The sequence below is a fragment of the Xanthomonas sp. 3793 genome (assembly GCF_024806835.1).
GTDB lineage: Bacteria > Pseudomonadota > Gammaproteobacteria > Xanthomonadales > Xanthomonadaceae > Xanthomonas > Xanthomonas arboricola_F.
Genome location: NZ_JANTYU010000001.1, coordinates 1332176 through 1350883 on the forward strand (window position 1 = coordinate 1332176; position 18708 = coordinate 1350883).

The window sequence follows — 18708 nt, forward strand, 5'->3', positions numbered from 1 at the left end:
GGCACGGAATGTCGGTCGGGACGGCCCGGGTGGGCGACCAATGGAGCACCATCAGAACAGCTCTCCCGGTTCGCCGATGCCTGCGGCGCGGTCGCGTGGCGGCTTCAGGCCCAGGTGCAGGTAGGCCTTGGGGGTGACCATGCGGCCGCGCGCGGTGCGGATCAGAAAACCCTGCTGGATCAGATAGGGCTCGATCACGTCTTCCAGCGTGCCGCGCTCTTCCGACAGCGAAGCGGCCAGGGATTCCACGCCCACCGGGCCGCCGTCGAAATGTTCGACGATGGTGCGCAGCATGCGGCGGTCGAGCTCGTCAAAGCCCTCCGGATCCACTTTCAGCATCTGCATGGCGGCCTGCGCCACCGGCAGATCGATGTGCCCCGCCGCCTTGACCTGCGCAAAGTCGCGCACGCGGCGCAGCAGCCGGTTGGCGATACGCGGGGTACCACGCGCGCGACGCGCGATCTCGGCCGCACCTTCGGGCGTGCAGTCGATCCCCAGGATCGCGGCCGAGCGGATCACGATGCGGGTGAGCTCTGCGGGCGAATAGAACTCCAGCCGCTGCACGATGCCGAAGCGGTCGCGCAGCGGCGCGGTCAGCAGGCCGGCACGGGTGGTGGCGCCGATCAGCGTGAACGGCGGCAAATCGATCTTGATCGAGCGTGCGGCCGGGCCGTCGCCGATCATGATGTCGATCTGGAAGTCTTCCATGGCCGGATACAGCACTTCTTCCACCACCGGCGAGAGGCGATGGATCTCGTCGATGAACAGCACATCGTGCGGTTGCAGGTTGGTCAGCAGCGCGGCCAGATCGCCGGCCTTTTCGATCACCGGTCCGGAGGTGGAGCGCAGATTGACGCCCAACTCGTTGGCGATGACGTGGCTGAGCGTGGTCTTGCCCAGGCCGGGCGGGCCGAAGATCAGCACGTGATCCATCGCTTCGCCGCGCGCCTTGGCGGCCTGGATGTAGATCTCCATCTGCTCGCGCACCGGCTGCTGGCCGAGATAATCGGCCAGGCGCTTGGGGCGGATGCTCGCATCGGCGGCATCGTCTTCGCGGGTGGCGCTGCTGGCGATGATGCGCTGTTCGGTCATCCCGCCATCTTCGCATGCCGCGCGCGGATGGCCCAGGGTCTAGAAATCAAGCTCGGCCTGCCGCAGCACGCTGAAGAACGCATCGAAGCTCGGCGCGCGCCAGGTGGGCACCAGTTGCTCCCAAAGCTCGAAATAGACCACCTCCGGCTCGCATTGCGGGCCGTGTGCGCGGTAGTCCAGGCACAACAGGCTATCCACGTTGTGGCACGACAGCACCAGGACCTGATCCAGACCGGCATGCAGGCACGCCGCAGCGCGGAAGTCGTCCGGGTCTTCGAACGCGGCAGCCAGATCCAGCACGCTGCCGATGCTCGCCAACGGCGTCAGGTAGCGATCCACCAGCACGCATTCCCAATCCACGTAATGCTCGGACGGAAAACGGGTACGCGGCACCCAGCACCAGCCGGTATCTCCGCCGTCCTGGACACCGTAGAGACGCTTGAACAATGCCGGCAGGCGCACGCCCAGGCGTGCTTGGGCGGCAGCGAAGGCATCGGCGTCCGCCGCGGCTCTGCCGTCGTCGCGGCCCCCGGCGCCGCTCCAGAACGTGGTCAACGCGGGCGGCTGCGGCTGCCACTGCACCACCTCTGCGTCGTGCCTGGCCTGCAATGCGGGCGACCAATAGTGGACATCGACCAACTGCGCCAGCAGCTCGTCCACGTTGGCGAACACCGCCAGCCGGCGATTGTCGCCTGCATCGACGTAGACCAGGGTGGGCTCGGCATCCGATGCCGAATAGTCCAGGCACAGCGCCCGGCTTGGCGAACGGTCATCGGCGGCGATGACGATCAGATGGCGATCATCGCCACCGGCAGCAAGACCGGCAAACGCGTCGTCGCGGTACTCCTCGCGGGCACGGACCTCGGCGAAAGAAAACAGCTGCGCGCTGCCAAGCAGGCGCGCACGCGGGATCAGCCATTCGGCCTTGAGCCAGTTGTCCGGCTCCTCAAGCGACTGACCACGCGCCATCTGCACCGCGCCGCCGTCGTAACGTGCGTACAACTCGCACAGCCAGGCTGGCAGGCGGACACCGAGCCGCGCTTGCGCCGCAGCGATCGCTGCATCGGTGGCCGGCACGCGCCCGAGGTTGAGCGCTTCATCCCAGAAGGTCTCCAGGCTCGGCGAGCGCCCGTAGACCATCCACTTGAGCGCGGCCACGCTCAGATCTCCACTTGCGCGCCCAACTCGACCAGGCGGTTACCGGGGATGCGGAAGAAGCCGGTCGCCGGAGCGGCATTGCGATGCATCAGCGCAAACAGCTTGTCGCGCCAGATCGGCATGCCGCGGTTGGCGCTGGCCACGATGGTCTCGCGGCTGGCGAAGAAGGTGGTGTCCATCGGGTCGAAATGGATGCCGCCCTGGTCGCAGGAACGCATCAGCGCCAGCGGCACGTCGGGCGTTTCCATGAAGCCGAAGCGCACGTAGACGCGGTAGAACTCGTCGCCGATCGATTCGATCTGCAGGCGCTTGTCCACCGGCGCGTACGGGATCGGCAAGGTATCGACGTTGAGGAAGATGTTGCGTTCGTGCAGCACCTTGTTGTGCTTGAGGTTGTGCATCAACGCATGCGGCACCACCATCGGGTCGGCGGTCAGGAACACCGCCATGCCCGGCACGCGCGCCGGCGGTGCCAGCATCAGGCCCGGCAGGAAGCTGTCGATGCGGATGCCGTCCTTGCGGATTTCCTCGCGCAGCAGCGCGCGGCCGCGGCGCCAGGTACGCATCAGGGTAAACACCACGATGCCCAGCGCCAGCGGGAACCATGCACCCTGCAGCAACTTGGCGCCGTTGGCGATCACGAACGCCAGCTCGATGATGAAGAACACCACGCACAACGGCAGCACCCAGTTGCGCCAGCGCGGCCACAGCGAGCGCGCCACCAGGGCCAACAGCAAGGTGTCGATCAGCATGGTCATCGACACCGAGATGCCGTAGGCCACGGCCAGATTGGTGGAGCTGCGGAAGATCAGCACCAGCGCGATCACCATCACCATCAACAGCCAGTTGATGCCGGGCACGTAGATCTGGCCGATGGTGGTGCGCGAGGTGTGCTTGATCAGCATGCGCGGGATGTAGCCCAGCTGCATGGCCTGGCGGGCCACCGAATAGGCGCCGGTAATGACTGCCTGCGACGCGATCACTGCCGCCAGCGTGGCCAGGATGATCATCGGATACAGCGCCCAGCCCGGCACCGCCTCGAAGAACGGGTTCTTCAGCGCGGAGGGATGGTTGAGCACCAGCGCGCCCTGCCCCAGGTAGTTGAGCAGCAGCATCGGCAGCACGAAGAAATACCAGCCATGGCGGATCGGCTTGGCGCCGAAATGGCCCATGTCCGCGTACAGCGCCTCGCCGCCGGTCACCGCCAGCACTACCGCGCCGAGGATGAACACCCCGTGCCAGCCGTGCTCGATGAAGAAGCGGATCGCCCACCATGGATTGAAGGCCTTCATCACCTCCGGCGCATCGACGATGTTCCAGGCACCGATCGCTCCCAGCGACAGGAACCACAGACAGGTGATCGGGCCGAACACCTTGCCGACCTTTTCGGTGCCGAAGCGCTGCACCATGAACACGATCAGCAATACCACCACGGTGATCGGCACGATGAAGGGGTGCAGGCTGGGCGCGGCGATTTCCAGGCCTTCCACCGCGCCCATCACCGAGATGGCCGGCGTGATCACGCCGTCGCCGAAGAACAGCGAAGCGCCGAAGATGCCGAGGATGCCCACCACATACGCCGAGCGCGAGCCCTGCTTGAGGGTACGCTGGGTCAGCGCCATCAGCGCCATGATGCCGCCTTCGCCCTCGTTGTCGGCCCGCATGATGATGGTGACGTACTTGAGCGTGACGGTGATCATCAGCGCCCAGAACGCCAGCGACAGCACGCCCAGCACGGTGTCGTGATCGCTGGTCAACCCGTAGTGCGGCGAGAACGCCTCCTTGAGGGTGTACAGCGGACTGGTGCCGATATCGCCGAAGACGACGCCGATGGCGCCGACGACCAAGGCCATATGGCTATTGGCAGGCGCGTGGCCGTGGCCAGCTGCGGGAGTGGAGGTCTGTGACATGAGTGGGCAGGGTATCGCCGAAGGACGTGAAGAATGAGAAAGGCCGAGCCCGCTTAACGCAGCGCGGCCTGGAGTGCCTTGCGAATGACCGTAGCGACTTCGTCGCCTTCTGCCCCGGCCTCGCGTGCCATGCGCGCGGCCTCGGCCGGCTTGTAACCCAGTTGCTGCAAGGCGACAGTGGCTTCGGATACCGCATCCGGACCCAACTGGCCGGTGATCGGCGCGCCACTGCTGAAGTCGGCCGCCCGGTCGCGCAGCTCCACCACCATGCGCTCGGCGGTCTTCTTGCCGATACCCGGAATGCGCGTGAGCGCGGTGATGTCGCCGCTGGTGATCAGGCGGGCGAATTCATCCACACTGACCCCGGACAGCACCGCCAGCGCGATCTTGGCGCCGATGCCGGTGACCTTTTGCACGTCGCGGAACAGCCGCCGCTCGCCCTCGCGCAGGAAGCCGTACAGCGCAACGCTGTCTTCCTTCTGCGCGTAATGGGTGAACAGGATGACGTCGCGGCCGACATCGGGCAGGTCGTAGAAGGTGCTCATCGGCGCCTCCAGCTCGTAGCCCACCCCGCCCACGTCGATCACCAGCCACGGCGGCTGCTTGTAGGCCAGGATCCCGCGCAGACGGCCGATCATTGGGCACCTCCAAGGAGGTGCCGGGATTGGGCATTGGGGATTGGGGATTGGTTACTTCCCGTGCGGCCGTTGGCGACTGCCGCGTACAGCCCGATCAGCTCAGCACAGGCGGACCCGCTTTTTCGAATCCCCAATCCCGACTCCCGAATCCCGATACTCATTTCTTGCGGCTCCAGGCCTGTTGGGTATTGACGCCCAGGCGCTGCGCGGTGGCGCGCACGTGGGCGTGGGTGATGGCGACCGCCAGTGCATCGGCGGCGTCGGCCTGCAGCTTGCCTTTCAGGTTGAGCATGATGCCGACCATGTGCTGCACCTGCACCTTGTCCGCCCCACCCTTGCCGACCAGCGCGAGCTTGATTTCGGTGGCAGCGTACTCGTGCACCGGCAGGTCGCGCATGACGACCGCGCAGATCGCCGCGCCGCGCGCGTGGCCGAGCTTGAGCGCCGAATCGGCGCTCTTGCCCATGAAGACCTTTTCGATCGCCACTTCGTCCGGCCGGTAGGTCTCGATCAACTCGCCCAGCCCGTGCAGCAGGCGCTTGAGTCGCTGGGCAAAATCGCCCTCACCCAGCAGCAGCAGCGGTGCGTGATGCACATGCCGGCTGCGACCGCCCTCGTCGACGTCGATGATGCCGACCCCGGTGCGCTGGGAGCCGGGATCGATGCCCAGGATGCGGGTCATTGAAAGGCCGGGATCGGGGATTGGGGATTCGGGATTGGTGACGCACCTGCAGTGCGGCGATCGCATTGCTGTTGCGAATCCCGAATCACCAATCCCGCCATCCCGGCCATCATCAGGCGCCGAGCGCCGCTTGATCGACGTTCGAATACACGTCCTGGACATCGTCCAGGTCTTCGAGCATGTCGAGCAGCTTGCGGACCTGCACGGCGGTGTCGCCGTCGACGGCGATGTCGTTTTCGGCACGGAAGGTGATTTCGGCGTGGGCCGGTTCCAGGCCGGCGGCGGTCAGGGCGTCCTTGACCTGGGCGAAGGCATCCGGGGCGGTCAGCACGTCGATGGCGCCGTCTTCCGGGTACACCACCACGTCGTCGGCGCCGGCTTCGATGGCCGCGTCGGTGAGGGTGTCTTCATCGCTACCGGCGGCAAAGCTGAGCACGCCCAGGCGCTTGAACATGAAAGCCACCGAGCCCTCGGTGCCCATGTTGCCGCCGCATTTGCTGAAGGCATGGCGCACGTCGGCCACGGTACGCACGCGGTTGTCGGTCAGGCAGTCCACGATCACCGCCACGCCGCCGGGCGCGTAGCCCTCGTAGCGGATTTCTTCGTATTCCACGCCTTCCAGCTCGCCGGTGGACTTCTTGATGGCGCGTTCGATCACGTCCTTGGACATGTTCGCCGACAGGCCCTTGTCCATGGCCGTGCGCAGGCGCGGATTGTTGGACGGATCGCCACCGCCGGCGCGCGCGGCAACGCTGATCTCGCGGATGATCTTGGTGAACATCTTGCCGCGTTTGGCGTCGGAGGCGTTCTTGCGGCCTTCGATCGAGGGGCCTCTACCCATGAGTGGTTCCGGACTGGCTTGGATGACAGGGCGCGGATTTTACCTGATTGCTTGCACTCACCGGGGCCGCACCATCCGCCAGCGGATGTTCAAGCCGCAAATCGGCCGTTGCGCAGGAACACCAGCGCCTGCCGGGCGGCCTCGGGCGAGCGCAACAGCCCGCTGTGGCTGGCTTGCACCACGCAGTGGTCGCGCAGCCCGGGCAGGCGGGTTTCGGCCAGCGCCACCGTGCCGTCCGAGTCGCCGTCCAGCGGCGCCAGCCAGCGACCGACGCCGCGCGGCACGCACCCGGCCACCTGGCCGATCTCCGCCTGCCCGTCCCAGCGCGCAAACCCTTGCTGCAGCAGGGTGGCACTGCGGCCCATCGCCCAGACGCCGCCGCGCCGCGCCAGCCCGCGCGCGGCGGCACTGCCGCACAGGGGCGAGCCCAGGCAGACCACGCGGCGCACCGGCAGGTCGGGGGCCTCGCACAAGGCCTGCAAGGCCATCAGCCCACCCAGGCTGTGGCAGACCAGCAGTTGCGCGCGGCTGGCGCGCAGGCGTTCGATCAGGCGCGGCACCGCCTGCGCCGGCCCGCCGAGCACGCTGGCATAGCCGAACAACGCGGGCGCCAGCCCGGCGGCGCGCATCCGGCGCGCAAGCGGCAACAGCCAGTGCGCGGTATTCCAGATGCCATGCACCAGCAGCACGTCGGCGGTGGCGGCGACCGCGCGCTTGCGCAGACGGCGCCGGGGCATGACCGGGATGGCGGACGATGGGCTGGACAAAGGCGTGGTTACCAGGAGGAGAGGCGGAGGTCAGGCGCGTGTCTGACGCGCGCACGGCATGCCGGAGAGTGGCTGGTGCCGATAGCGCGCATGCGCTGTGCCGATCTTGCGGCAAGCGCCACGCACCACGGGCACACCGCCGCATCAGCTCGTGCGGGCGCCGGGCTTAGTCGGCCGCAGCAATCGGCTTGCGGCGCAGGATGAACTCCCGGTCGACGATCTTGCCGACCGGGAAGTCGTATTCGCCGACCTTTTCGAAGCCGTAGCGGGCGTAGAAGCGCTGCGCGCCGAAATTCTCCGACCACACACCGATCCACAGCGTGCGTGGGCCGTTTCGTTCGAGCCATTCCAGTGTGGTTTCGAACAGCCGGCTGCCCCAGCCGCTGCTCTGATAGTCCTTCAGCAGATACAGGCGCTTGAGTTCCCCGTCGCCGGGGCGGACCTCAGCGTGCGGCAGGCCGCACGGGCCGGCAGCGGCGTGGCCGACCAGCAGGTTGTCCAGCTCCAGCAGCCAGATCGCGTACTCCGGATGCGCCAGCACGATGCGCGCGCGCTCCACCGCATAGGTCTCTTCCAGAAAGCCACGCAGGTCTTCTTCCGGATACAGATGCCCGAAGGTTTCGGTAAAGGTCTGCGCGGCCAGAAGCGACAGCGCTTCGGCATCGTCCGGCGTGGCGCGGCGGATGCGGGTCATGCGGGACTCTCGTGCCGGGTGGACGTGGCAGCTTCTCGCATGCGGCGGCGGTTCTGCAAGATCGGGATTGGGGATTGGGGATTGGGGATTGGGGATTGGGGATTGGGGAATCGGGAATCGGGAATCGGGAATCGGGAATCGGGAATCGGGAAAGCATCCGCGCTGCGTGGATTCTCCCCAGGAAGTCGTATTCGCCGATGTGGGCAGGAGTCGGCATGGGCGCTGACGGGTTCGACCACGCACGCACGACCGGCTCGCATGGCACCGCGCAGGAAAGATGAACACTGCGAGGTCTGGCTAGCTGCTGGCGGAGCTGGGCGCGCTTGGGACGGACCTGCAGGACGCACCGCCGCCGGTGATCGGCGGCGGTTGGACGGCGGTAACCCGTGCCCTGGCACTGACGGTTCCACCAAAACACGCAGCGCTGGCCGTCTTGTACAGATGACCACGCACACCGCATGGCCATCTGCCGGCGCAGGTCAGACCTGCTTGGGGCGCACCTGCACGTGTACTTCGGCCAGTTGATCGGCGGCGATCGGCGACGGAGCGTCGGTCATCAAATCCTGCGCGCCGGTGGTCTTGGGGAACGGGATCACGTCGCGGATCGAGTCGGTGCCGGCCATCAGCGCGGCGATCCGGTCGATGCCGAAGGCGATGCCGCCATGCGGCGGTGCGCCGTAGTTCAACGCATCCAGCAGGAAGCCGAACTTGGCGCGCGCTTCTTCTGCGCCGATGCCCAGCAACTCGAACACCGCGCTCTGCATGTCCGGGCGGTGGATACGGATCGAACCGCCGCCGATCTCGTTGCCGTTGAGCACCATGTCGTAACCGCGCGATACCGCGGTGCGGGCGTTGGCGCGCAGGTCGGCGATGTCGTCCACCGCCGGCGCGGTAAAGGGATGATGCAGGGCCACGTAGCGCTGCGCCTCCTCGTCCCATTCGAACATCGGGAAGTCGGTGACCCACAGCGGCGCCCAGCCATCGGCGATCAGCTTGAAGTCCTTGCCGGCCTTCAGGCGCAGCGCGCCCATGAAATCGGACACCTTGTTGTAGCCGCCGGCGCCGAAGAACACGATGTCGCCGTTGCCTGCACCCACGTGCTTGAGCAGCGCGGCAAAGGCTTCTTCGCTGAAGAACTTGGCGATCGGCGAGCTGACTTCGCCGGTCTCCGACAACTTGATGTAGGCCAGGCCCTTGGCGCCGTACTTGGCGGCGTGCGCTGCGTACTCGTCGATCTGCTTGCGGCTCAGCGTTGCGCCACCGGGGATGCGCAACGCGGCCACGCGGCCATCGGCATCGTTGGCGGCGGCGGTGAACACCGGGAATTCGCTGGTCTTGACCAGTTCGGCCACGTCGACCAGTTCCAGCGCGATACGCAGGTCCGGCTTGTCCGACCCATAGCGACGCATCGCCTCGGCCCAGGTCATGCGCGGGAACTGCGCGGCCAGCTGGACATCGACCACTTCCTTGAAGATGGCGCGGATCATGTCTTCGACAAAATCCTGCACGTCGCGCTCGCGCACGAAGGCAAATTCCATGTCGAGCTGAGTGAATTCCAGCTGGCGGTCGGCGCGCAGCGCTTCGTCGCGGAAGCAGCGCGCGATCTGGTAGTAGCGGTCGAAGCCGGCCACCATCAGGATCTGCTTGAACAGCTGCGGGCTCTGCGGCAAGGCGTAGAACTCGCCCGGATGCATGCGCGCCGGCACCAGGAAGTCGCGCGCGCCTTCCGGGGTGGCCTTGGTCAGGATCGGGGTTTCGATGTCCTGGAAATCGCGTGCGTCCAGATGCCGGCGCAGCGCCTGCACCAGCTTGATGCGGGTGCGCTGCATGCGCTGCATTTCCGGACGGCGCAAATCGAGATAGCGATACTTCAGGCGGGTTTCTTCGCCCGGGTTCTCGTGCGCATGGAAGGGCAGCGGCGCGGCCTTGTTGAGGATGCTGATGCGGGTGGCGATCACTTCGACCTTGCCGCTGCGCAGTTTGTCGTTGACCGCATGCCGCGCACGCACCACGCCTTCGACCTGCAGCACGTCTTCGTAGCCCAGGCTGGCGGCCACCGGGAACACCTCTGCGTTCTCCGGCTCCACCGTCACCTGCACGATGCCCTCGTGGTCGCGCAGGTCGATGAAGCACACGCCGCCCAGGTTGCGGGCCACGTCGGTCCAGCCGGCGAGAGTGACGGTTTGGCCGATCAAGGTCTCGTCGACCAGGCCGCAGAAGTGGGTACGCATCGAAAGCTCCGCTGAAAACCCGACGCAGGCAGCGCCGGAAAGCCGGATATTCTGGGGCCGGCGGCCGGCAGGAGCAAATGCGGCGACGGTCACCGGCGCTTAAGTCAGCGCCCGGCTGAATAGGCGCCATGCCCCTCCCGTCACCAAGGACGTCACGATGCTGCGCACCGCCCTGCTGATCTCCGGCTTCAGTCTTGCCGCCCTCGCGGGCGCCCTGGCCAGCCACCCCGCCGCCGCGCAGGACCGCGGTTTCAACGGCCCCAGCATCACCTGCTCCAGCAACGACAACCGCCGCCGTGAGTGCGACACCCCGTTCCGTGGGCGCGCGGCCCTGGTGGAAAACATCTCCGGCACGCGTTGCATCGAAGGCCGCAACTGGGGCAGCGACCGCGGCCGGGTCTGGGTGGACAACGGCTGCCGTGGCCGCTTTGTCGAGGCGCGCGGCGGCTGGGGCGGTGGTGGCTGGAATGGCGGCGACGACCGCCCCGGCAATGCAGCCGCCGGCACCGTGCGTTGCGAAAGCCGCGACCAGCGCCAGGCCATCTGCAACACCGGCTGGCGGCGCGCGACGATCGTGCGCCAGCTCTCCGGCACGCCCTGCGTGGAGGGCCGCAACTGGCACCAGGAAAATGGCCGGATCTGGGTGGATGACGGCTGCCGCGCCGACTTTGCGCAGGCCCGTGGTGGTGGCTGGGATCGCGATGACGGCTACGGCGGCCGCGACGATCGCCCGCGTGGCGACTATTCGGTGACCTGCAGCAGCGACGACCGCCGCATGCGCACCTGCGATTGGGACGTACGCGCAGGCCGCCCGGTATTGACCCGCCAGTTGTCGGACACCCGTTGCGAGGAAGGCCGCACCTGGGGATTCGACCCGCGCCGCTCCGCAGTCTGGGTCAACGACGGCTGCCGCGCACGGTTCGACGCGCGCTGAGCCGGTTCGACGCCTGGCCGCGCTGTCGCCGGGCCCCAGGCGCGCTGCCATGCACAGACACTCAGCGCCGCATTGCCGCACCACGGACATCTGCCCGGTCACGCGGCCGGACAGATGCACAAGGCCGCGACGAAACCGGCGCGCAGCTGCGCCGACGATCGCCAGCTACCGGTCATCTGGCGCAACCTGGACTGCTGTCGATTCGCGGCGCCCGACGCTGGAAAGGCATCGCCTGAGTCTCCGCCAGATAGGTTGGGGCACATGCCGTGCTCACTCTCTGCCCAGCCCCAGCCCCAGCCATCGGGCCACGGGCCGGACCGGCGACTGCCGCACCCAGTCTTTCTCACACCGCGTGGCGCCGCATCCAGCGAACGGGCCGCTGATTTCGCGGGGTGGAAACCCGGCCATCGCAGCGGGCGCCCGGCGCGCAGTGCTCAACCGCCCCACGGCGCGGGCGGCATTGCGACCGGCCGGGTGAGATCGAATGCCTCCCGAAACAGCCGCCCATCCGGACGACTGAGCTCGTACGCCACGCGCCGGCCTGGCTCGACCTCGATGGTCAAGGCGTTCTTCGACGAGGCCGTGCCACCCGATCGCTTGCACACTGCAATCGAGTCGGCATCCACCGGGAATTCCTGACGACTGGCGCTGCTTGCACGCGTGCTGTCGCCACCGTAGCTGGACAGTGCATCTGCGTTGCCGTCGGCATGCCGATGGTCGTGCCTGAGCCGCACGAAGCCGGCGGACGGGGCAGCCGCCATGTGCGCGCCTGGTTGTCGCCCACATGGAAGGGCACCCGCAATGCGCGCACCGGCCCCTCGTTACCGCGCATGCATCATCAGTGTCTTGCCGGCAAACAGACCAGGCGTTGCCGATGCGGGCGCATCGACCAGCACGCAACCGGCGAAGACCTGCCCGCAGGAGGCGGCGAGCGCGGCCGGAAAGCGATCGGCCGGCGCGCCCGTGTGGCGTGCAGGAACTCCGTCGCGGTGGCGCAGCCGCTAAACGCAGCGATCTTTAGCTACGGCCAGCGACGCAATTCCAGGCTGGCGACACGGCCAGGCCTGGCGGTGCTCACGCCTTGTCGGATGCCGGCTTGGCCGCGGCTGGTGCGGCCGGCTTGCCGTCACTGGCGGCCGCGGGCTTGGCGTCGCCGCTGCTGCTGGTTTCGGTGAGGTTCTTTTTCCTTTCTCCGGCCGACTTGAAATCGGTCTCGTACCAACCGTTGCCCGACAACCGGAACGACGGTGCGGTGACCTGGCGCTTGATGGCGTTGGCGCTGCAGGCGGGGCAGCTCTCCGGCACCGGGTCGGACATTTTCAGCAGCCGATCGAACTGGTGATCGCAGGCGGTGCACTGGAAGGCATAGATAGGCATGGCACATCAAAAGGAAGGAACGCGAGGGCGCAGATTCTAGAGCCAGTTCCACGCCGGCGCGCAGCATTGCGCGCCATCGGGTGAAACAGGCCACTGCAATCAAGCTGGTACAATTGCAAACGTGACCGACGCGCCTTTCTCCCCACGAGGGCCGCATACGTGTTGCGGTTGACTGCGCTGTTGCTCGGCGTGGCCTTGCTGCTGACCGGCAGCGGGCTGCTGGGCACCCTGCTCGCCGTACGCGGTGGCCAAGCCGGCTTCGATGCACGCGCATTGGGGTTGATCATGTCCGGCTACTTCGCCGGCTTCTTTCTGGGCACATTCTTCGCACCGCCGCTGATCCGCCGGATCGGGCATATCCGCGCGTTCGCGTTTTACGCCGCACTGGCCGCGATCGCGGTGCTGCTGCATCCGATCTGGCTCAACCCGTGGGGCTGGGGCCTGCTGCGGCTCGTCACCGGCGCTGCGCTGGTCGGCCTGTACACTGTGATCGAAAGCTGGCTCAACGCCGAGCCGGACGCGCGCCGCCGCAGCCGGGTGTTTTCGGTCTACATGGCGATCAACCTGTCGGCATTGGCCCTGGGCCAGGTGTTGCTCAGCGCCGGCGACGCCACCGCGCCAGCGATGTTCACGCTCACCGCGATCCTGATCTGCGCGGCGGTGATGCCGGTGGTGACCACGCGGCTGATTCCGCCGGAGGTACCGCACGTGTCGCGGCTGCGGCTGGTGACGCTGTATGCGCTGGCGCCAGTGGCGACGATTGGCGCCGGCCTTTCCGGCCTTGCGATGGGCGCGTTCTGGGGCCTGCTGCCGGTGTACGCCAACCGCATCGGGCTGGATGCCGACGGCGTGGCGATGTTCATGCTCACTGCCATCGTGGGCGGTGCGGTACTGCAGTGGCCGATCGGGCGCATCAGCGATGGCCACGACCGTCGCATCGGCCTGGTCGCGGTCAGTGTGCTGGCCGCCGGCATCGCCATCGCCGCCGCGCTGCCGATGGTGCAGGCGCAGACGCAGGTGCTGTTCCTGCTGTTCTTCGTGTATGGCGGACTGGCGTTTTCGCTGTATCCGTTCGCAGTGGCGCACATGCTCGATTACCTGCCGCGCGAGGAGTTGCTGTCCGGCTGTAGCAGCCTGCTGCTGGTACACGGCGTGGGCGCGGCGATCGGCCCGGCGCTGGCGGGCGGAGCCATGCAGAAGTTCGGCCCGGCTGCGTTGCCGGTCTATTTCGCGGTGATGTTGCTGGCGCTGGCCGGCTTCACGCTGGCGCGCCTGCTGCGCTTCGAGCGCCTGCGCACCCACCCCATTGCATTCCGTCCGATGCTGCGCACCACCCCCTCGGCGCTGGAACTGATGCCGGAAACCGATTCACCCTCCCCTCCCCAAAAGGAAGCACATTGATCGATCAAACACGACTCTCGAACACCTCATCCCTGACCCACCCCCGCCCGGATCCGGCCGTGATCCTGGCCACCGACCTGGACGGCACCTTCCTGGCCGGCTCCGCCGAACACCGTCACCAGTTGTATCGCCTGGTCGACCAGCATCCCGAGATCCGCCTGATCTTCATCACCGGGCGCGGACTCGAAGCGGTGATGCCCCTGCTCACCGACCCCACCATTCCCCGACCCGACTATGTGGTGTGCGACGTCGGCGCCACCGTGGTGGACGGGCACACGCTGCAACCGCTGCAGCCCCTGCAATCGATGATCGACGCGCATTGGCCCGGCGAGCAGGTGGTGGCGAAGGCGATGCGCGCATTCCCGCAGCTGCAGCGCCAGGACGTGCCGCAGGAACGCCGCTGTTCGTATTTCTGCGACCCGGCCACGCTGGCGCCGCTGCGCGCGCAGATCGAGCAGGCCGCACGCGCGCTGGGCTGCGATGTGCTGTATTCGGCCGACCGCTATCTGGACATCCTGCCGCCGGACACCGACAAGGGCCGCACCCTGGGCGCACTGGCGCGCCAGCTGGAACTGCCGCGCCAGCGCATCCTGGTGGCCGGCGACACCCTCAACGACCTGTCCATGTATCTGGCCGGTTTTCGCGGCGTCTGCGTGGGAGACTCGGAAGCGGCGTTGACGCAGGCAACCGCACACCTGGACGCCACCTATCACGCCAATGCGCCCGGCTGTGGCGGCATCCTGGAGGCGATTGCGCACTTCGGCCTGCTTGCCGACGACGACCCGCATGTGCCGGCAGCGCAGGTCCCGCGCAAGGGCGGCGCGGACCTGGTGATGGTCTACCACCGGCTGCCGTATGACGAAGTGGTCGAACACGGCGAGCTGGTACGCCGCGCGCCGCGCTCGCCCAACGGCATCATTCCCTCGCTGCTGAGCTTCTTCCAAGGCGGCCAACGCGGATCGTGGGTGGCCTGGAGCGTGGACGACCCCAAGCGCAGGCCCTTCCAGACCCATACCGAAGTGGATGCGCAGCGCTACCCCACCCTCACCGCCGCGCGCGTGCCGCTGAGCAAGAACGAGGTGGATATCTTCTACAAGCGCTTTTCCAAGGAAGCGTTCTGGCCGATGCTGCATGCGTTCTGGGAACGCGCGCGCTTCCGCGAGGACGACTGGCAGGTTTTTCTCGGCGTCAACCGCAAGTTCGCGCAAGCCACCTCGGCCGAGGCCGCGCAGGGCGCCACGGTGTGGATCCACGACTACAACCTGTGGATGGTGCCGGCGTACCTGCGGGAGTTGCGCCCGGATCTGAAGATCGCCTTCTTCCATCACACCTACTTCCCGTCGGCCGACGTGTTCAACGTGGTCCCGTGGCGACGCGAGATCATCGGCAGCCTGATGTGCTGCGACTACATCGGCTTCCATATTCCACGGCAGGTGGAGAACTTCGTCGACGTGGTGCGTGGGGTGATGCCGGTGGAGCGCCTGGCGCAGGAAAGCTGCGCGCCGCGCTTTCTGACCTACGGCTGTGCGGTGGGCCTGGACACCATGACGACCTGCCTGCGCGTGGCAGATCGCGATGTCGCGCTGGGCGCGCATCCGGTGGGCACCGACCTGCGCCGCATCCGCGCGGCGCTGGGCAAACCGGACGTGCGCAACGATATCTTCAAACTGCGCCGCGAGATCGGTGCGCGCAAGCTGGTGTTGTCGGTGGAGCGGCTGGATTACACCAAGGGCACGCTGGCAAAGCTGGAAGCGTTCGAGCGCCTGCTCGACAGCCAGCCACAGCTGCTTGGCAAGGTTACCTTGCTGATGGTGTGCGTGCCGGCCGCACGCGAGATGACGGTTTATCGCACCTTGCAGACGCAGATCGAGCAGGCGGTGGGCCGCATCAACGGACGGTTCTCGCGGCTGGACTGGACCCCGGTGCGCTTCTTCGCCCAGGCGCTGCCATTCGAGCAGGTAGTGGCGCATTACGCCGCGGCGCAGCTGATGTGGATCACTCCGCTGCGCGATGGGCTGAACCTGGTGGCCAAGGAATTCGTCGCGGTGCAAGGCATCGAAGGCGGCAGCGGCGTGCTGGTGCTGAGCGAATTTGCCGGTGCTGCGGCAGAACTCAAAGGCGCGGTGCTGACCAACCCGCACGACCCAGCCGATCTGGCGGCCGGCCTGTTGCAGGGGCTCTCGATGCCCGACGACGAGGCGGCCGGGCGCCTGCGCCAGCTGTACGACAGCGTGGAGTACTACACCATCGATCACTGGGGGCGCGACTTCCTGGCGGCGGTGGCACGCAGCCGTGGCGCGCATGCGCGCCTGCCCGCGGCAGCAGCCAGCGCAGTGGCCGAGCCGGTCGACTAGCCACGCGCCGTTACGCGTTCGGCAATACCCGTAGTCACACGCAAACGCCTGGGCTCTCCGGGCGTTTGTGTACTTTAGGACAAGCGTGACGCTGGCCCATCGACGGCGCGGTCATGATCACGCAACGCAAGCGCGGCAGGCTGGGCGCTCTTCATCCTGCCCATGGATCGCAATGAATTCGTTGTCCTGCTCGCGCGCGCGGCGCCCGGCCACGCTGGTCCTGCTGCTGATTCCGATCGCCCTGCCCGCCTACGCGCAGCAGAGACCAGACGGCGCAGCGCCCTCGGCGCCGGTTGCCGACGGCAATGGCCAAGATGCACAGGTCTCCACGCTGGGTCAGGTGCAGGTGGTCGGCCAGGCGATGACGTACTCCAAGACGACCGTGAGCAAGGAAATGCTCGACCGCCAGTTCGTGCTGGGCAGCGTCAACGACGCGCTCAACGAACTCCCGGGCGTCGTCGTGACCGAAGCCGATGCGTTCGGCTCGTCGGATTGGGGCACGCAGATCAGCATGCGTGGATTTGTCAGCAACCGCGATACCCAGCAGATCGGTACCACCGTCGATGGCGTGCCCAACGGTGGCTCGGCCTATGGCGGCGGCTCCAAGGCCAATCGTTTCATCGACATGCCGGATCTGGAAACGGTGGAGGTGAGCCAGGGCACCGCCGATATCGCCTCGCGCTCGAACGAAGCGTTGGGCGGCACCCTGAACTACCTCACCGGCGAGCCGCTGGAAGAGCAGCGCGTGCGCGTGATCGGCGGCATCGGCGACAACCAGGCGCGCAAGTATTACGCGCGCTACGACACCGGCCTGCTCGGCGGCAACACGCGCGCCTGGGTCAGCGGCTCGTCGGCGCGCAACGATGACTGGATCGACGGCAGCGGCCACACCAGCCGCGATCATCTGGCCGGCAAGTTCGTCAGTGCGTTGAACAAGTGGACGCTCAGCGGCTATGCGTCCTACGACGATGCCGACGAATCCGAATACACCAGCGTGACACCGGAACAGTTCGCGCGCGATCCCGAACACGATCTGCTGACCGGCACGCTCACGGGTATTCCGTATCTGGATCAGAACTACCGCTCAGGCTCGCGCGCGCTGCGCAAGAACACTTTCGGCTATCTGCGCGGCGCCTTCGATGGTGGCAATGGGTTCAAGGCCACGCTGACCGGCTACGCGCACCGCATGCAGGGCCGTGGCGACTGGATTCCGCCGTATCTGGTGGATGTCAGCAACGATGGCGCCGGCGCAGCGGAATCCGAAGCGCGTGGCGGCAACACCGTGTATGCCGGCAGCGACCTGGGCAAGCTGTATTACCTCACGCCCGGCGGCGCGGCCGCGACCATGCTGGCCGGCTGCGCCGGCAGCGATGCGGTGCCGGCCGAATCCAACCCGGCCTGCTATCCGGCAGGCTCGGTACCGGTGCAGTCGTATCGCCATAGCCACTACGACAACCACCGCGCCGGCGCGATGGCCGATGTGGAATGGCGCGCCGATCTCGGCGCCATCGACAATACCGTGCGCGCCGGCGCCTGGCTGGAGCGCTATGACCGCAGCGTCACCCGCGACTGGCATCGCCTGCTCAACGTCGGCACCAACATCGGCTTCGATCATCAGCCGTACTGGGTGCAGTTCAAGGACGACTACCAGACCGACGAGCAGATGTACTACGTCGAGGATGTGATGCGCTACGGCGCATTCGCCTGGCGCGTGGGCGTCAAGCAGTTCTTCGTCGACCAGACCCGCGACCGCCGCATCGGCGACGCGCAGCATGTGGAATCGGATTCGCATTCAGACCCATTGCTCTCGGCCGGCCTGACCTGGACCACCCCGGTGCAGGGCCTGGAAGCCTTTGCCGGGTATTCGCAGAACTTCGCGGCGATTCCCTCCGGCGTCCTGGGCGAAACCGACCCGGTCGCACTCAGCCGCGTGCAACCGGAGACCGCCGACAACGTCGAGCTCGGCCTGCGCATCAGCCGCTGGCCATTGACCGGCAGCGTGACCTTGTACGACATCCGCTTCGACAACCGCATCGTGTATGTGCCTGCCAACTTCGTCAGCGGCATCGACTATCTGGGCGAGACCGACGGCGTGTACGAAAACTTCGGCGGCGTGCATGCACGCGGCGTGGAGGCGGCGCTGGGCTACGGTTGGGACAATGGCTGGCGCATCAATGGCGCCTACACCTACAACAAGGCCGATTACCTGGGCAGCGGCGATGCCGCGCGCGACACCGCCCTGGACATCACTCCCGGCGCGCAGGTGATCGGCCAGCCGCGCAACACCCTGGTGGTCTCGGCCGACTGGCGCGGGCAGGCCTGGCGCTTCGGTGTGTCCGGTCGTTATCTGGGCAAGCGCTATCTGGATGCATCCAACCGCGCCGCGCTCGATGGCGTGACCACCTTCAACGCCAATCTGGGCGTGGAGCTGTCGCAACTGTCGTCGCAGCTCAAGGGCCTGCAGCTGGCGCTCAATGTCAGCAACCTCACCGACAAGCGCTATCTGGAAGGGGTGGACGGCAGCGATAGCGCGTTCATCGCCGCACCGCGCACGTTGGGGCTGACGCTGACGCTGGATCTGTAACGGCGACCTGCCATGCTATGCGACGCCCGCAGCGCACACCGGTGC

Annotated in this window: 15 protein-coding genes; 4 read left to right on the forward strand and 11 right to left on the reverse strand. The window is 67.0% G+C overall.

The window, feature by feature from the left end; translation table 11 throughout:
- Nucleotides 1–51: 51 nt before the first annotated feature.
- From ruvB to aspS, 9 genes are all read right to left on the reverse strand, one after another.
- Nucleotides 52–1092 carry a Holliday junction branch migration DNA helicase RuvB gene (gene ruvB / locus FHY18_RS05550; protein WP_259152258.1) on the reverse strand — a complete coding sequence of 347 codons (1041 nt, stop codon included), beginning with the start codon at nucleotides 1090–1092 and terminating at the stop codon, nucleotides 52–54.
- A gap of 39 nt (nucleotides 1093–1131) precedes the next feature.
- Nucleotides 1132–2250: an SMI1/KNR4 family protein gene (locus tag FHY18_RS05555; protein ID WP_259152259.1), complete on the reverse strand. Its 1119-nt coding sequence runs from the start codon at nucleotides 2248–2250 to the stop codon at nucleotides 1132–1134.
- Nucleotides 2251–2252: 2 nt separating this feature from the next.
- Entirely contained in the window at nucleotides 2253–4160 is a 1908-nt protein-coding gene (locus FHY18_RS05560) for a potassium transporter Kup (protein ID WP_259152261.1), read from the reverse strand.
- A 53-nt stretch (nucleotides 4161–4213) separates the two neighbouring features.
- Nucleotides 4214–4798, reverse strand: coding sequence for a Holliday junction branch migration protein RuvA (gene ruvA, locus FHY18_RS05565; RefSeq protein WP_046965300.1), 585 nt, complete (start codon nucleotides 4796–4798; stop codon nucleotides 4214–4216).
- Between the two features lie 157 nt (nucleotides 4799–4955).
- A complete protein-coding gene (gene ruvC / locus FHY18_RS05570) occupies nucleotides 4956–5480 on the reverse strand; it encodes a crossover junction endodeoxyribonuclease RuvC (RefSeq protein ID WP_005996087.1) in 525 nt (174 codons plus the stop codon).
- Nucleotides 5481–5592: 112 nt separating this feature from the next.
- Complete coding sequence (locus FHY18_RS05575; RefSeq protein WP_259152266.1) at nucleotides 5593–6321, reverse strand: YebC/PmpR family DNA-binding transcriptional regulator; 729 nt, start codon at nucleotides 6319–6321, stop codon at nucleotides 5593–5595.
- 89 nt (nucleotides 6322–6410) lie between these two features.
- A complete protein-coding gene (locus FHY18_RS05580; protein WP_259152267.1) occupies nucleotides 6411–7058 on the reverse strand; it encodes an alpha/beta hydrolase in 648 nt (215 codons plus the stop codon).
- Between the two features lie 196 nt (nucleotides 7059–7254).
- The gene (locus FHY18_RS05585) at nucleotides 7255–7782 is read right to left on the reverse strand and encodes an N-acetyltransferase (protein ID WP_259152268.1); all 528 of its coding nucleotides are present in this window, start codon (nucleotides 7780–7782) and stop codon (nucleotides 7255–7257) included.
- Nucleotides 7783–8261: 479 nt separating this feature from the next.
- Nucleotides 8262–10013, reverse strand: a complete 1752-nt coding sequence (gene aspS, locus FHY18_RS05590; protein ID WP_259152271.1) for an aspartate--tRNA ligase — start codon at nucleotides 10011–10013, stop codon at nucleotides 8262–8264.
- A gap of 157 nt (nucleotides 10014–10170) precedes the next feature.
- On the opposite strand from aspS, the gene FHY18_RS05595 reads away from it, so the two are divergent.
- The gene (locus FHY18_RS05595; protein ID WP_259152272.1) at nucleotides 10171–10947 is read left to right on the forward strand and encodes a DUF3011 domain-containing protein; all 777 of its coding nucleotides are present in this window, start codon (nucleotides 10171–10173) and stop codon (nucleotides 10945–10947) included.
- Between the two features lie 434 nt (nucleotides 10948–11381).
- On the opposite strand, the gene FHY18_RS05600 is transcribed toward FHY18_RS05595, so the two are convergent.
- Both FHY18_RS05600 and FHY18_RS05605 read right to left on the reverse strand, forming a co-directional pair.
- Nucleotides 11382–11708 (reverse strand): hypothetical protein, encoded by a 327-nt coding sequence (locus FHY18_RS05600; RefSeq protein ID WP_259152273.1) that lies wholly within the window; start codon nucleotides 11706–11708, stop codon nucleotides 11382–11384.
- A gap of 313 nt (nucleotides 11709–12021) precedes the next feature.
- Nucleotides 12022–12324: a zinc ribbon domain-containing protein gene (locus FHY18_RS05605; RefSeq protein ID WP_259152274.1), complete on the reverse strand. Its 303-nt coding sequence runs from the start codon at nucleotides 12322–12324 to the stop codon at nucleotides 12022–12024.
- 159 nt (nucleotides 12325–12483) lie between these two features.
- On the opposite strand from FHY18_RS05605, the gene FHY18_RS05610 reads away from it, so the two are divergent.
- The 3 genes from FHY18_RS05610 (at nucleotide 12484) to FHY18_RS05620 (ending at nucleotide 18663) form a co-directional block, all read left to right on the forward strand.
- A complete protein-coding gene (locus FHY18_RS05610; RefSeq protein ID WP_259152275.1) occupies nucleotides 12484–13725 on the forward strand; it encodes an MFS transporter in 1242 nt (413 codons plus the stop codon).
- 59 nt (nucleotides 13726–13784) lie between these two features.
- A complete protein-coding gene (ggpS, locus tag FHY18_RS05615) occupies nucleotides 13785–16079 on the forward strand; it encodes a glucosylglycerol-phosphate synthase (RefSeq protein ID WP_259152276.1) in 2295 nt (764 codons plus the stop codon).
- 172 nt (nucleotides 16080–16251) lie between these two features.
- Nucleotides 16252–18663 (forward strand): TonB-dependent receptor, encoded by a 2412-nt coding sequence (locus FHY18_RS05620; protein ID WP_259152277.1) that lies wholly within the window; start codon nucleotides 16252–16254, stop codon nucleotides 18661–18663.
- Nucleotides 18664–18708: the final 45 nt, after the last annotated feature.